This window comes from Listeria kieliensis, assembly GCF_003369925.1.
GTDB classification, from domain to species: Bacteria; Bacillota; Bacilli; order Lactobacillales; family Listeriaceae; genus Listeria; species Listeria kieliensis_A.
Map to the genome: position 1 here is coordinate 1 of NZ_LARY01000003.1, position 15598 is coordinate 15598.

Sequence of the window (15598 nt, forward strand, 5' to 3'; positions counted from 1 at the left end):
TTCATCGCTTTTTCGTCTTCTTTTTGTTCAGTTTTCAAAGGTCGATTTCTTGAGTTTCTGTTGCGCATTTAGCGCATCAGCAACGTTTATTAATATACCAATTTTCAAGCCGTTCGTCAATAGATTTTATGATTTTTTTTGAATAAAAATTATATCTGTTCTTTTTTTCTTTTACAAAGCCTTATTTTTCCCTATTCCAGCCACTTAAATGAGCATCATGTTAAATAGATATAAACACCTTTTTCTTCAAATTGCTTAAGCAAAACCTCATCGAGTTCTTTTCCTGTGACAATGCAAGAGATTTCATCTAAGTCTGCGTACTTATAGAGGGAAATTCTTCCAAACTTTGTATGGTCAGTAATCAAGATCACTTCATCAGCCGAATGCAAGATTTCTTTTTTTACAGAAACTAAGTATTCATCATAATGCATTAATCCCTTATCTACATCTAGTGCAGGCGTTGTGACAAATGCCTTATGCACGTGGATATTTTGAATGGTTTCATCTGCAATCATCCCATTCAAAATGTAAGTTTCTGGATAAATCACCCCACCTGTCACAATGATTTTTGATTTTGAAAACCGCAAAATCGAAGCAGCACGAATATCATTCGTAATGATTGTTAGGCCTTGCCTCTCTTTCAACGCTTCCGCAATATAGCCCGTTGTGGTTCCAGCGTCCAGTAAAATCGTATCACCATCTTCTACCATTTCAGCTGCATAAGTCGCAATACGTCGTTTCTCTTCATAGCGGACTTCACTTCGCTTACTCCAATCCGGTTCAGAAACAACCTTCTCCTCGAGCATTACTCCACCATGCGTACGCTTTAATTTTTTATCTTTCTCTAGAGCTGTTAAATCTCGTCGAATGGTCGCCTCATGGACATCAAAATGTTTAGCTAGTTCTGAAACGGTAGCTACTTTTCTTGATTTCACGTAGCGAACTATGGCTCTTTTCCGTTCTATGGATAGCATAAAGTTTTTATCTCCTTTCAAAGAAAAAAGCCTTCAAAAAATTTGAAGGCTTTTTCTCTTGATTTTTAATCGTTCAAACGTTTTTCAAGTTCAGCTTTTTTATCTTCAAAGCCTGGCTTACCAAGTAGCGCAAACATATTTGCTTTATATGCCTCTACTCCAGGTTGATCAAATGGATTTACACCATTTAGATAGCCACTGATTCCCACAGCTTTTTCAAAGAAGTAAACTAAATAGCCAAACGTATATGGATCAAGTGATGGGACTTCAACGACAAAATTCGGAACTTCCCCATCTGTATGAGCAAGTAGGGTTCCTTCAAATGCCTTCGTATTCACGAAGTCTACTGTTTCGCCTGCTAAATAGTTAAGGCCATCTAGGTCGACTTCTTCTTTATTAATGGTTAAGTCATGCCGCGGGGTTTTCACCTTAACAACGGTTTCGAATAAATTACGACGTCCATCTTGGATATATTGCCCAAGTGAATGCAAGTCTGTCGAAAAGCTTGCGCTCGATGGGTAAATCCCCTTTTTATCTTTCCCTTCACTTTCGCCAAATAGTTGTTTCCACCATTCATTGAAATATTGAAGTCCTGGTTCGTAGCTAATCAAAAGCTCTGTTACTTTTCCTTTGCGGTAAAGCACATTACGAGCTGCTGCATATTGATACGCAATATTTTCTTTTAAAGAAGGTTTGGCAAAATCTTTACTTGCTGCTTCTGCCCCTTCCATCATTTTCTTGATATCTACGCCACTTGCTGCGATCGGAAGCAAACCAACGGCAGTGAGTACCGAAAAGCGTCCGCCAACATCATCAGGTACAACAAATGTTTCGTAGCCTTCATTATCTGCAAGGGTTTTAAGAGCGCCTTTCGATTTATCAGTCGTTGCATAAATGCGAGATTTCGCGCCTTCTTTTCCGTATTTTTTTTCAAGAATTTCTTTGAACACGCGAAAAGCAATCGCCGGTTCTGTTGTTGTTCCTGATTTTGAAATAACATTCACAGAGAAATCACGGTCGCCAACAACTTCGATTAAATCGTGTAAATAGGAAGAACTGATACTGTTTCCTGCGAAAAATACTTGTGGCGTTTTGCGATCTTTTTTATCTAATACATTGTAGAAAGAATGATTTAGCGTTTCAATCGCTGCACGAGCTCCAAGATATGAACCACCAATTCCGATGACGATGAGTACCTCGGAATCATTTTGAATTTTTTGGCTAGCCTTCAAAATGCGGTCAAATTCTTCTTTGTCGTAATCGCTCGGCAAATTCACCCAGCCTAAATAGTCGCTTCCTGCCCCAGTTCCGTTATGTAACATATCATGTGCGACTTTTACAGCTGGTTCTAGATAGTCAAGCTCATGTTCGTCAAAAAAACGTAGCGCTTTGGAATAATCAAAATTAATATGAGTCATTTTATTCCCTCCAAAAATTAAAAAAGATTCTGCATTAACTTTATATCATATACCCAACTTTCGCAAGGATAGTCACTGATTTGCCGGAAACTCATTACAATGATCGTAATGGGCTCCTGTGGCATCTAATAAAAGGTTAAGCGAGGAATACTCAAGAGGGAGCAGATTATCTGCTAAAGGAACGGATAGCCACTTCACACGAAAAGCGATTTCTTCTGTTTTAGGGACTATGAAGTTTCCTCTTGGAAAGGCACGAAAAACAAATGTGCAGACATGTTCCCAAGCAGTTCTTCTTTCCCAACAGTGCAACAAATTAGCAACAGAAACATCAATATTTGCTTCTTGCTTGATTACTCGAATTAACGCTTCTTCCATTGTTTCATCACGTGCCACTTCTCCTCCTGGAAGTCCCCAAGATAAATCTTTTTTTCGCACAGCAAGAATTTCATCCCTTTTTCGATTATAAATAAAGCCCTCAACTTTGATCGTTTTTTTCATGGCGCACTCCCTTTCTACTCAAATTCATTCGGTTTCTTCTTAATAGCCTAACTAGAAAAAATAGTCTAAAAATTTACTTAAAAAAAAGTTTTTGTTCATAAGCCCAGTAATATTGTTTAAACATCGAATTGTCAGACATCTCAAGTGAAAAGGAAATGGAAGCCTCTGAAAGAATCAGAAGTTTCCACCGATTGTTACTTGTTTAGCGATCTGCTTTTTTTATCCACTCTTCTAGCTTATCACGAAGGGTGTTAAAGCCTTCGTCTGCATTTTGTGATTCTTTTTTAGATGTCGTTTTTTGCGCTGGTTTTGTTTTTTCAAGGGCACGCATTGATAAACTGATTTTGTTTCGCTCTGAATCAATTTCGAGTATTTTGACTTGTACTTCTTGACCGATTTCAAGAAAGTCATGGATATCCTTGACAAAGCCATGCGTAATTTCGGAAATATGAACAAGACCTTGTGTTTTGTCATCAAGCGCAACAAATGCTCCGTAGCCTTGGATGCCAACAACTTTGCCAGTTACAATATCTCCTGCTTGAAAATTACTCATCTGAACAACACCTACTTTCTCATTTAAATGGATAAAGATTATTATAACACTCGTTCGCCTTTCCTGCCATTTTCTTCTCTTTTTGTTTTTTTAGTTCGTTCTTCTCTTCCAAAAAAAGCGGATATGATACAATAAGTAAAGAGAAATTCTATAAATAAGGGAGGATTTAGCATGAGTCAATTTGATGAAGTTATTCCGCGTCTTGGTACAAACTCTGTAAAATGGGATGGCGCAAAGGAATTATTTGACCGCGACAGAGTAATCCCCATGTGGATCGCTGACATGGATTTTAGAGCTCCAAAACCGGTTTTGGATGCTTTTCGATGTCGAATCGATCACGGCATATTTGGATATACAAATTCAGTAGAGCCGATGCTTGATGCCTTAATCGATTGGAACAAGAAGCGTCATGATTTTACGATTAACCGTTCAGATGTGCTTTTCAATGAAGCCGTCGTCCCTTCCATTTCACTTGCCCTTCGCGCGCTTACTGAAAAAGGAGATAAAGTTTTGATGCACTCACCGGTTTACACACCGTTTTTCCGAGTGGCTGGGGAAGAGCTTGATCGTGAAGTTGTCACAACTCCGTTAGAATTTCGTAATCACCGTTTCGAAATCGATTTTTCAGATATGGAAACTAAGTTAAAAACCCAAGATATTAAACTTTTTTTATTGTGTAACCCACAAAACCCAGGCGGACGCGTTTGGCACCCTGATGAACTCAAAAAAATGGTAGAGCTTTGCAAGCGTTACAACGTTCCGATTGTTTCGGATGAAATCCACTCCGATCTTGTGATGGAACCGTTCATACATACACCACTTGCGAAAGCTTGCCCTGAATATCAAGAACAAATCATCACACTTATGGCGCCGACAAAAACCTTTAACCTCGCTGGTTTGAAAGTTTCTTACTTGATTGTGCCTGGTAAGAAATATCGCGAAAAAATCGAAGCTTGGCAAAAATACGTTCATGCTGCAGGAATCAACGAGTTTGGACAAATCGCACTTTGTACGGCTTATCGCGAAGGGGAAGCTTGGCTAGATGAATTGCGAGCTTACGTGCTTGAAAACTACCACTACGTCAAAGATCAAATTGAGCGCTATGCCCCAGAAGTAGAAGTTGCTAATTTAGAAGCTACTTATTTGATGTGGCTTGACGCTCGCAAAGTGGCTAAAGACGAGAAACAACTCTATCAAGATATTATTGACGCCGGTTGTGGCATTCAACTTGGATCTGATTTCGGTGAAAACGGAAGAGGCTTCATCCGATTAAATATCGCCTGCCCAAGAGCTACTTTAGAAAAGGGAATTGCTTACTTGATTAAAGGGATCCAAAAATAAACAACTTTATCAGACGGTTTCCTGCCATAAGTGGGAAACCGCTTTGTATTTTTGAGCAGTTGTGCTACATTTTCAAGGTATTCCTTGTTATACTTTAAAGTGAACAATTTTTTACAAAAATCGGAAGACTATCTTCCGTTATTTCATTTGAAGGAGTGAATTCTTTATGCGTTTAGGACTTCTCGAGATGCGATACTCGAAACTCCGCTACATACTCGTAACTGGCATCATGGTTTTAATTATGCTTTTATCGCTCATTTTATCCGGACTTGCAAATGGACTTGCCTACGACAACGCTTCATCTGTATCTGGCAACAATGTTCCTTACTATGCCATTTCAAAAGATGCGCAAGGCAAAGTTGCTCGTTCTTTGTTTAGCGAAAACGAGCTTTCGAAGGTGAAAGAAAGCAAAAATGTTGCTGACGCCGCGGTGCTTGGACAATCCATGCAAACTTTAAAACGGGAAAAAGATGATAAAAAATTCAGCATTGCTTTTTTTGCTATTCAACCGGGTAGTTTTCTCGATCCTAAAATTTCATCAGGAAAAGGACTTGAAGTGAGCAAACCGGATGAAATCGTAGTTGATGCATCCTTAAAAAAGGAAGGCATTAAACTTGGCGATGTGCTCATGGATGACATCTTGAACCGGGAACTCACAATTGTTGGGTTCACTGAAAATCAAAAATACAGCCATGCACCGGTCGTTTATATTAATATGCCTACTTGGCAAGCGATCAACCCGATTTTGTATCATCAAAAAACGCCTGAAGTGAGTGCTATTTTGATCAAACCTGAAAACAGCGACAAAAAAGTGCCGCTTTCTGGATTGTCTTTAAAAGTGCTTGACCAGAAGGAATTTCTAGATCAAATCCCTGGATATTCAGCCGAGCAAATGACACTTAACATGATGATTTATTTCTTAATTGTCATTGGCGGCTTTATTTTGACAGCTTTCTTCTATGTAATGACGCTCCAAAAAACAACGCAGTTCGGGATTCTAAAAGCGCTTGGAACGAAAGCTAGCTATATTGCCATGAGTCTCGTTACGCAAGTAATTGTTATTTCATTAATTAGCATTATCGTGAGTGTAGGTATCACGTTGTTACTGCCAAGCGTCCTTCCTGATGCGATGCCATTCCAGCTTTCTACTAGCACGATTATGACTTACAGTTTAATTTTCTTTGTCGTCGCTTTGATCGGATCATTACTTTCAATGTGGCGCATTAATAAAGTGGATCCACTGGATGCTATTCGTGGAGGTGATGAGTGATGTCAACGATTTTAAAATTTGAAGCCGTAGCCAAAAATTACAAATCGGGTCCCGATACGGTGCATGCTTTACATCCAACTGATTTCGAGGCGGCTAAAGGAGAATTAATTGCGATAGTCGGACCCAGCGGTTCTGGCAAAAGTACGTTCCTTTCACTTGCGGGGGCGCTTCTTTCACCAAGTTCAGGGAAAATTTTCTTAAACGGCGATGATATTTCTGGGCTTTCGAAAAAGGAGCAAACGGCGCTTCGCTTACGGGAAATCGGGTTTATTTTTCAAGCGGCCCACCTCGTGCCATATTTGAAAGTGAAGGACCAAGTCGGTTTTTCTGCGGAACGCGCTGGAACTTCTAAACATGAAGCTAGCAAGAAAGCTTTGGAATTGCTTCACGAACTTGGTCTTGAGTCTCGCTCTAAATTTTACCCGAAAGATTTATCGGGCGGCGAAAAACAACGGGTAGCGATTGCACGCGCGCTTATTAATTCGCCTGCTATCATCCTTGCTGATGAGCCCACTGCTAGTTTAGACAGTGAACGGAGCCGTGAAGTTGTGGAATTGCTGCGAAAAGAAGTTGAAGGAACGGACCGGGCGGCGATCATGGTTACTCACGATGAGCGGATGCTCGATTTGTGCGATCACGTTTACCGGATTGAAGATGGTAAATTGCAAAAAGAACGTTAATCCATTTGAAAGCGAGCCACTGCCTTTTGGTAGTGGCTTTTTTATGCACAAAAAAACTAGCAAACTCAACATTTGCTAGTTTTATTTCATTAAAAGCGATTTATTGATGTTCATCCATCAATTTTACGGCTTGGCTATAAACAGCATCGCCGTTCATTGTACCGTAGTCTTGCATATTGATAACATCAACTGGAATACGTCCATCCACAGCTTTTTTTACGTTACCTTCTTCATAACGAATTTGTGGGCCGATCAAAACGATATCGGCATCTTTAATTTTTTCATTGAGCTCGGAAATAGAATAAGCGTCGATATCCGCTTCGTCACCTTTTTTCTCTGCTGCTTCTCTCATTTTCGTGACCAGTAAACTTGTAGACATGCCAGCTGAACAGAACAAAACGATTTTTTTCATTTTTATCTTCCTTTCAAATTGAAACGCTTAATGATTACCCTTTCATTATACATTATTTCTCTACTATTTCTCAAGCAAGAAACTTTAAAAGTATATACTTTTTAAAAATCGTTTTTATCCTGTCTAAAGAAGTGAGTTTTTTCAAATAAAAGAAATTGCACTTTTGTGAAAAAAGGGACATAATGAAAAGGAACAACTGCGAACAGGAGTGAAGACATGAAAGTAGTAAAATTTGGTGGAAGTTCGCTAGCTTCGGCTGCTAATTTTGAACAAATTTTTCAAATTATCGCTGCAGATTCTAGCCGAAAAATTGTCGTTGTTTCAGCACCCGGCAAGCGTTTCAAGGAAGATGTTAAAGTGACGGATCTACTAATTGATCTGGCCACAAAGGCACTTCTCGACGAAGATACCGCAGACTTAGTTGAGCAAATCGTTGCTCGCTATCAAGAAATTGCTACAAACACTGGAACAGATTTTGCGGTTATCCAATCGATCCGTTCTAATCTCGAAGCGCTGCTCGCAAGTGATAAAGCGAATCCAGATTTATTCATGGACCGGATAAAAGCGAGCGGTGAAGACAATAATGCCAAATTAGTTACTGCTTTTTTTAATGCGCGGAATGTGCCTGCGCGCTATCAAAATCCGCGAGAAGCTGGATTATTCGTGACAGAAGAACATGCAAACGCCCAAGTTTTACCGGAATCTTACGAGAATCTTTACAAATTACGGGAAGCGAAGGAATTGATTATTTTTCCTGGCTTTTTTGTTTACACAAAGTCTGGAGAAATCAGCACGTTTTCTCGTAGCGGCTCGGACATCACAGGCGCTATCCTTGCAAATGGTGTCAAAGCTTCTCTTTATGAAAACTTTACCGATGTCGACGCGGTTTTCACAGTCAATCCTGCGCTTGTTCGCGCCCCGCAAGAAATTCATGAATTGACGTACCGTGAAATGCGTGAGCTCTCTTATGCCGGCTTTTCTATTTTCCATGAAGAAGCACTCCTTCCTGCCTTTGCTGCTGGGATCCCTGTTCACATCAAAAATACGAATAATCCCAATTGCAGTGGCACAAAAATCGTCAAAGCTCATGAACAAGCGGCACGTCCTGTTGTTGGGATTGCAAGTGACAGCGGTTTTAGTCAAATTTATATTAGCAAATACTTAATGAACCGAGAAATCGGCTTTGGGCGTCGCGTGCTCTCTATTTTGGAAAAGTACCAGCTTACTTTCGAGCACATGCCCTCAGGTATCGATGATCTCACGATTATTTTGCGTGACAACCAACTAAATTCAGAGCTTGAACAAACCTTAATCAAGAATCTTACAGAGGAGCTTCAGGCTGATTATGTTAATATTGAGCGTGGTATCACGCTTCTTATGATCGTTGGCGAATCCATGCGGCACAACATCGGAACGACTTACCGCGCTAGCCGCGCGCTCGCTAATGCGAAGGTTAATATCGAAATGATCAACCAAGGTTCTTCTGAGGTGAGCATCATGTTCGGCATCAAAAAAGAATTTGAAAAAACAGCAATCCGTGCGCTTTACGAAGAGTTTTTCAAGTCTCATTAAAGGAAAAAGGCACACCGATTGTGGCGTGCCTTTTCGCTATTATTCTTGAATGTTGATTTTTTCAATTACAACATCATGTACGGGTTTATCTTGAGCTGCTGTTTGAACGGAAGCAATGTTATCAACAACATCCATGCCTTCAATCACATGGCCAAACACTGTGTGGCGACCGTCAAGCCAAGGAGTTCCCCCATCTTTATAAGCTTCGATAATTTCAGTTGGGAATCCAGCTTCTTCCATTTGACCAATCATTTCTGGCGGCATGTCCGGTTTTTGAACAATGAAAAACTGACTTCCATTTGTGTTGGGACCTGCATTTGCCATTGATAGAGCGCCGCGTAAGTTAAAAGCATGACGTGAGAATTCATCTTCAAACGGTTCGCCCCAGATGCTTTCGCCACCTGTTCCGTTTCCATTTGGGTCACCGCCTTGAATCATAAATTCAGGAATAACGCGGTGGAAAATCAAGCCATCGTAATAGCCATTTTTAGCATGGGTCACAAAGTTTTCAACCGTTTTTGGTGCGACTTCCGGAAAAAGTTTAACTTTCAACGTTCCGCGATTCGTCACAATTTCCGCAAGAATTTCATTTTCTGCGATTTCTTTTGATAATTGAGGATATGTCATAATTATGCTCCTTTACTTATTTTTAATTTCCAAACCAGATGATAAGCAAGTTGATAAATACAGCAACCATGTATAAAACAAGCAACGTTGCCACAATCCAAATGATAATTTTTTTAACCATGAGTGCTCCTTTTTCTGCAGTCCATGCTGCTCTGATTTTTCAATTCCTACTTAATTCTAATATGAAACGCCTAGTTTTTAAACTAAAAAGAACGGAGTGAACGATTTTGTCGACTGAAAAACGCAATTTATACATTTTAATGCTCGCAAATTTATTGATGTCCGCGAGCACCACGATGATTATGCCATTTCTTTCGCTCTACATCGAAACCTTTGGTAAACATTCTCCCGCCTATGTTCAAAAGTGGGCAGGCCTTATTTTCGGAGTCACTTTTCTTATCGCCTTTATTTTCTCACCGATTTGGGGCAGGATTGGGGATAAATACGGGTACAAGAAAATTTTGGTTTTCACTTCATTCGGAATGTCCGTTAGCATCTTCCTGATGGGATTTGCCCAATCTGTTGGTTACTTATTGATTCTTAGAATCTTCATGGGAATTGTCACTGGCTTTATCGGTATCTCAAATGCCTTTATCGCTCGGCAAACGTCAAAACAAGAAGCAGGAAAAATCCTCGGAACGCTTCAACTTGGCGGCGTTACTGGGATGTTATTTGGACCGCTATTTGGCGGAGCAATGGCCGATGCTTTTGGTTTTACCAATACATTCACCATAACCGGGATTGCCATCTTAGTTTCTTCCATTATTGTGACTTTAGGGTTAAAGGAAAATCGCGAAGCAACGTCTGGAACAAACACAATGATTTATTCGCGTCGAGCCGTTTTAAAACGAATGTTCGATATGCGGGTCTTGCTTACAGTAATGATTATCACAGCATTGATTCAAATTGCTAATTTTAGTGTTCAGCCTCTTCTTGCTCTTTACGTCGGTAAGATGACTCATTCCAGCAATATCGCCTTCATGTCTGGTTTGGCTTTTTCAGCTACCGGATTCGGGAACCTCGTGATGACAAGAAAATGGGGTAAACTTGGTGATCAATATGGCTACGAGAAAATTTTAAATATCCTATTGATTCTTGCGGCATTATTTGTCATCCCCCAAGCCTTCACAACAGAGCTTTGGCTCTTCATTTTATTCCGTTTCCTATTTGGAATTGCACTTGGTGGCATGGTTCCTTGCATCACTGCTTATATTCGTCTCGCAGCACCAGGCGCCACGCAAGGCGAAATGTTAGGCTACAATCAAAGCGCTCGCTTCCTCGGTAATGTGATTGGACCAATCCTCGGCGGAAGCCTTTCAGGATTCATCGGCATCAATAATGTTTTTCTCTTTATGAGTGCTATGTTTTTTGTCGCTTTTTTCATTTTACTTTACGCGCTACATTCAGATCGAAAGCGTCATCTCAATGTGGACTAAGTTACAGTTCTTGCAGAGAATTCCTTCAAGATATTGAGTTCTCTGCATTTTTTCTTGCAAAAAAATATGCTATACTTAGACTAGTATTTTTTTTAACATGAAAAATGTAAGTACTTGCTTTAAAAATAACGCTATTCGTTAATTGATATAAAAAGGAGGAACTGCTATTGTCTTTACTTCACGTTGCAATTCTCTTGCCCTTTGTTGCGGCACTCCTTATTCCACTTTTTTACCGGTGGACTAAGAAACTACATACGGGCTGGCTCGCACTTCCGATTCCCGTCGCTCTCTTTATTTACTTTCTCACTTTCATTCCCAAAACAGCTCAGAAAGTAACGACAGCGACGCTTGAATGGATCCCACGCTACGGTATCAACTTCACAGTCGTGCTAGACGGACTAAGCCTCTTATTTGCACTCCTCATCACTGGAATTGGATCATTGGTTGTCTTTTACTCCATTTTTTATTTAGGAAAAAACAAAGAACGATTAAATAATTTTTATGCTTTTTTACTCATCTTTATGACGGCCATGCTCGGCGTTGTATTAAGCGATAATTTAATTGTCCTGTATTTGTTCTGGGAGTTAACCTCAATCAGTTCCTTCTTATTGATCGGGTACTGGTACCACCGCGAACGCTCTCGTTACGGGGCAAGAAAATCGATGATGATCACGGTTTTCGGTGGCCTAATGATGCTTGGTGGCTTCTTGATGCTTCACATCATGACTGATAGCTTTTCAATTCGTGAGATTCTAAGTAATGCGCCGTCTATCTCAGATAATACCTTCTTTATCCCCGCGATGATTTTGATTTTTCTCGGTGCTTTTACTAAATCTGCGCAAGTTCCATTCCACATTTGGTTACCTGATGCAATGGAAGCTCCAACACCTGTCAGTGCTTACCTGCACTCGGCTACAATGGTAAAAGCTGGCCTCTATATTGTTGCTCGATTTACGCCGCTTTTTGCCGTTTCTGGCGTATGGTTCAGCGTAATTTCAATCGTCGGGATCACAACGATGCTATGGGGTTCTGTTAACGCTACGAAGAAAACCGATTTGAAAGCGATCTTAGCTTATTCTACGATCAGTCAGCTTGGGATGATTATGACGCTTCTCGGAATTGGATCGGCTAGTCTTCATTTCGATTCAATGAACGATAATATTTATGTGATGGCAATCGTTGCAGCGATGTTCCACTTGTTCAATCACGCTACATTTAAAGGTAGCCTTTTCATGGTAGCTGGGATTGTCGATCACGAAACCGGAACACGAGATATCCGCAGGCTTGGTGGTTTAATGCGGATCATGCCAATTACTGCAACAATCGCCTTTATTGGAACTTTTGCAATGGCGGGCATTCCACCTTTTAATGGTTTTTTAAGTAAGGAAATGTTTTTTGAAAGTTTGACGGAAATTATCCATCTCAATCTTTTCAATTTGGAAAGTTGGGGCATTATTTTGCCAGTCGTCGCTTGGATTGCGAGTGTGTTTACATTTGTTTATAGCATGATGATTTTCTTCCGCACTTTTGCTGGCAAAACAAAGCCGTATTTGCTTCCTAAGAAACCACATGAAGCGCCGATCGGTTTACTAGTCCCACCGATTATTCTTGCCTTATTTGTTGTTGGGGTTGGTCTTTTTCCAAATTTCATCGCAGCACCAATCTTAGAGCCAGCGGTGAAGGCGATTTTGCCGACGCTCTCTCACGCAGACAGTTTCCATGTTCACATTGGTTTCTGGCACGGCTTTACGCCTGCACTCTTTATGACAATCGGTGTCATTTTGTTCGGAATTCTTTTATACAAAACACAGCGCAGTTGGAAACCACTTATCTCGAGCAAGGTTCCAAAAGCGCTACGTATCGGAAAAGCATATGATAATGGGATGTTTTATCTGGAACAAGGCTCTTATCGCTTAACGATGTATGTAATGACAGGCTGGCTTAGAACTTATCTAAACTATATGTTGTTTGCCTTCATCGTGCTTGTACTAGGAACACTTTTCATAACTGACTCGCTAAACTTTGACTTTACTAACCTAACACAGATCACACTAGTTGATGGTGTTCTCGCTGCTGTTATTTTTGTTACTTTGATTGGAATTGTGTTTTCAAGATCACGAATTACGTCAATTATTCTACTTGGGGCAATGGGCTACACGATCAGTATTTTCTTTGTTATTGCAAGTGCTCCAGACTTAGCGCTTACACAGCTTGTCATCGAGACCATCTCAGTTGTCCTCTATCTGCTCGTGTTTTATCACTTACCGCAGTTTAGTAATATTGAGGAAAAGCCCAAGCTGTTCTCTACAAAAACGTTGCTCAGCATCGGTGTCGGCATCACTGTGACACTTATTGCTTTGTCGGCTTACGACACCACTTTTTATGACTCGATTTCGAAGTATTATATTGACAATGTATACAAAGAAGCGGCTGGGAAAAATATCGTAAATGTAATTTTAGTCGATTTCCGTGGATTTGATACCCTCTTCGAAACAGCAGTACTTGCCATTGCCTCGATTGGTATCTTCGGTATGATCAAACTAAGGTTAACGAAAAGGAGGAAGAAAAATGAAAACGAATGACGTTCTGCTCAGAAATGTCACGAAAGTAGCAGCCTTCATTATCTTTTTATTTTCACTGCATTTGTTTTTCGCCGGGCACTATAATCCTGGCGGTGGTTTTGTAGCCGGACTTACAAGTGCAGGAGCGATTACACTCACCCTCCTTGCATATGATATTAAAACGGTAAAAAGCATGCTCAATATCAATACACTTATTATCACGGGGGTTGGCTTGTTATTCGCTGTAGGAACTGGCTTTATCGGTATTTTCCTTGGCAAGCCCTTTCTAATGCATGTATACACGTATGTTCATTTACCTGTGCTCGGAAAGGTTTCTCTGCATACTGCTACTTTGTTTGACTTAGGCGTTTATCTTGTCGTCGTTGGCGTAACGCTTACGATCATTCAATCGATTGGGGAGAGTGATTAATATGGAATTACTGATGTCTATCCTAATCGGTTTAATGTTTGCAGCAGCGGTTTACTTGATTTTATCGAAAAGCTTACTGCGAATTATTATTGGAACAGCTATTCTCAGCCACGGCGTCAATTTATTTGTTTTGACGATGGGCGGGATCAAACGTGGAAATGTCCCGATTCTTGGACTCAAAGCCACATCGCTTTATAATGATCCTTTGCCGCAGGCGCTTATCTTAACGGCTATCGTCATCAGTTTCGGCGTCACCGCCTTCTTTTTAGTCCTCGCATATCGAGCTTATCAGGAGCTTGACAGTGAGAGCATATCCAAAACGAGAGGACATGAAGCCGATGATGAATAATATTGTTTTAACACCTATTTTAATTCCATTTTTATTTGCGATTTTCTTGATGCTTTTGCCAAAGAAAATTATTTTGCAACGAATTGTTGCCCTTACTGGTAGTCTTATCCTGATTGTTGCTGCTGGTTTCTTGGTTTTCTATGTGCGTACAAATGGAATTACAACTGTTAACGTTAGTAATTGGAAGGCTCCATTTGGAATTACCATCGTAGGCGACATGTTCGCGAGTTTGCTTGTCTTAACGACCAGTATCATTCTTTCTTGCGTCATTGTTTATTCGTTTTACTCAATCGGTAAAGCACGTGAGAAGTTCCTTTATTACCCAGCTGTTTTATTTATGATCGTCGGGGTAAACGGTTCATTCCTAACAGGTGATATTTTTAACTTATTTGTATTCTTCGAAGTAATGCTAATGGCTTCTTACGTCCTACTTGTTATCGGCGGAACAAAAATCCAGCTCAAAGCAACGATCAAATATTTATTGATTAACGTTGTTGGATCAGGATTTTTCGTTGTCGCAATCGGCATGCTTTACTCGATGATTGGTACACTCAACATGGCGGACATTTCACAAAAAATTGATGCTCTCCATGGTCAGAATACCGGGATGTTAAGTGTTGTTGCCGTGCTTTTCCTATTCGTATTTGGACTGAAAGCCGGGTTATTCCCACTTTATTTCTGGTTACCTGGTTCTTATTTTGCACCGCCGATTCCAGTTCTCGCTTTATTTGGAGGCTTGTTAACAAAAGTTGGAGTTTACGCTATCATTCGGACATTTAGCTTGTTTTTCACCAAAGAAACTACTTTCGTAATGCCGCTACTTGGCATACTGGCCCTGATTACGATTGTGCTCGGGGTAATTGGTGCCATTAGCTATTACGACTTAAAAACGATTGTTATTTACAATATCTTGATTGCCATTGGTGTGATTCTATTCAGCATCTCGATCATGTCTCGCGAATCCGTGATGGGCGCCGTCTATTATTTGATACACGATATGCTGATTAAGGCTGTTTTATTCCTAATCGTTGGTATCATTATGGCAATTACCGGCACGTCATCCGTCAAGAAGTTCAGTGGCCTGATGACCGAGAAACCCGGGCTTGGATGGACTTTCTTTATTGCCATCTTAGCACTTGCTGGGATCCCTCCATTAAGCGGATTCTTTGGGAAACTGTTGATTGTAGAAAGTGCTTTTAGTGCGCATGAAATCGTAGGGGGCATCTTGATTTTAATTTCAAGCCTGTTCGTGTTGATGTCGCTCATCAAAGTCTTCACCCGCGGGTTCTGGGGAGAAAAATCGGGGACATTCACGCTTACGATTCCTTACCGAAAAATGATGCTTCCGGTCGTTATTCTACTTTCGCTTTCGGTGCTTTACGGTTTGTTCTCCAATGCGGTATTCCCGTTCATTGAAGATGCGGTTAACCCGATTATTGATCCAACAGTTTATATCGATGCTGTGATAAAGGAGTGA

At 40.5% G+C, this 15598-nt stretch carries 15 protein-coding genes; 9 read left to right on the plus strand and 6 right to left on the minus strand.

What is annotated here, in order from left to right; genetic code table 11:
• Positions 1-215 precede the first annotated feature (215 nt).
• The 4 genes from UR08_RS11395 to yugI form a co-directional block, all read right to left on the minus strand.
• Positions 216-974, minus strand: coding sequence for a DeoR/GlpR family DNA-binding transcription regulator (locus UR08_RS11395; RefSeq protein WP_115753803.1), 759 nt, complete (start codon positions 972-974; stop codon positions 216-218).
• A 65-nt stretch (positions 975-1039) separates the two neighbouring features.
• Entirely contained in the window at positions 1040-2392 is a 1353-nt protein-coding gene (locus UR08_RS11400; protein ID WP_115753804.1) for a glucose-6-phosphate isomerase, read from the minus strand.
• Positions 2393-2464: 72 nt separating this feature from the next.
• Positions 2465-2890, minus strand: coding sequence for an NUDIX hydrolase (locus UR08_RS11405; protein ID WP_115753805.1), 426 nt, complete (start codon positions 2888-2890; stop codon positions 2465-2467).
• A 202-nt stretch (positions 2891-3092) separates the two neighbouring features.
• Entirely contained in the window at positions 3093-3443 is a 351-nt protein-coding gene (gene yugI / locus UR08_RS11410; RefSeq protein ID WP_115753806.1) for a S1 domain-containing post-transcriptional regulator GSP13, read from the minus strand.
• 171 nt (positions 3444-3614) lie between these two features.
• On the opposite strand from yugI, the gene UR08_RS11415 reads away from it, so the two are divergent.
• The 3 genes from UR08_RS11415 to UR08_RS11425 all read left to right on the plus strand — a co-directional run bounded on the left by UR08_RS11415 (position 3615) and on the right by UR08_RS11425 (position 6734).
• Complete coding sequence (locus tag UR08_RS11415) at positions 3615-4784, plus strand: MalY/PatB family protein (protein ID WP_115753807.1); 1170 nt, start codon at positions 3615-3617, stop codon at positions 4782-4784.
• 166 nt (positions 4785-4950) lie between these two features.
• Entirely contained in the window at positions 4951-6054 is a 1104-nt protein-coding gene (locus tag UR08_RS11420; protein ID WP_115753808.1) for an ABC transporter permease, read from the plus strand.
• Positions 6054-6734, plus strand: coding sequence for an ABC transporter ATP-binding protein (locus UR08_RS11425; protein WP_115753809.1), 681 nt, complete (start codon positions 6054-6056; stop codon positions 6732-6734). Before UR08_RS11420 ends, UR08_RS11425 begins: the two co-directional genes overlap by 1 nt.
• A gap of 100 nt (positions 6735-6834) precedes the next feature.
• Here UR08_RS11425 and UR08_RS11430 read toward each other — a convergent pair whose 3' ends face one another.
• Entirely contained in the window at positions 6835-7146 is a 312-nt protein-coding gene (locus UR08_RS11430; protein ID WP_036072966.1) for a PTS sugar transporter subunit IIB, read from the minus strand.
• A 216-nt stretch (positions 7147-7362) separates the two neighbouring features.
• Between UR08_RS11430 and UR08_RS11435 the strand changes: the two genes are divergently transcribed.
• A complete protein-coding gene (locus tag UR08_RS11435; protein ID WP_115753810.1) occupies positions 7363-8718 on the plus strand; it encodes an aspartate kinase in 1356 nt (451 codons plus the stop codon).
• Between the two features lie 39 nt (positions 8719-8757).
• Here the strand turns inward: UR08_RS11435 and UR08_RS11440 are convergent, their stop codons facing one another.
• On the minus strand, positions 8758-9345 hold the full coding sequence (locus UR08_RS11440) for a peptidylprolyl isomerase (RefSeq protein WP_115753811.1): 588 nt from the start codon (positions 9343-9345) through the stop codon (positions 8758-8760).
• A 227-nt stretch (positions 9346-9572) separates the two neighbouring features.
• Between UR08_RS11440 and UR08_RS11445 the strand changes: the two genes are divergently transcribed.
• From UR08_RS11445 to UR08_RS11465, 5 genes are all read left to right on the plus strand, one after another.
• Positions 9573-10781: a lmo2377 family MFS transporter gene (locus UR08_RS11445; RefSeq protein ID WP_115753812.1), complete on the plus strand. Its 1209-nt coding sequence runs from the start codon at positions 9573-9575 to the stop codon at positions 10779-10781.
• Positions 10782-10948: 167 nt separating this feature from the next.
• A complete protein-coding gene (locus UR08_RS11450; RefSeq protein ID WP_115753813.1) occupies positions 10949-13363 on the plus strand; it encodes a Na+/H+ antiporter subunit A in 2415 nt (804 codons plus the stop codon).
• Positions 13350-13772 carry a Na(+)/H(+) antiporter subunit B gene (locus tag UR08_RS11455; protein WP_036072978.1) on the plus strand — a complete coding sequence of 141 codons (423 nt, stop codon included), beginning with the start codon at positions 13350-13352 and terminating at the stop codon, positions 13770-13772. Before UR08_RS11450 ends, UR08_RS11455 begins: the two co-directional genes overlap by 14 nt.
• Position 13773: 1 nt before the next feature.
• A complete protein-coding gene (locus UR08_RS11460; RefSeq protein WP_115753814.1) occupies positions 13774-14121 on the plus strand; it encodes a Na(+)/H(+) antiporter subunit C in 348 nt (115 codons plus the stop codon).
• Complete coding sequence (locus UR08_RS11465; protein WP_115753984.1) at positions 14114-15598, plus strand: Na+/H+ antiporter subunit D; 1485 nt, start codon at positions 14114-14116, stop codon at positions 15596-15598. Before UR08_RS11460 ends, UR08_RS11465 begins: the two co-directional genes overlap by 8 nt.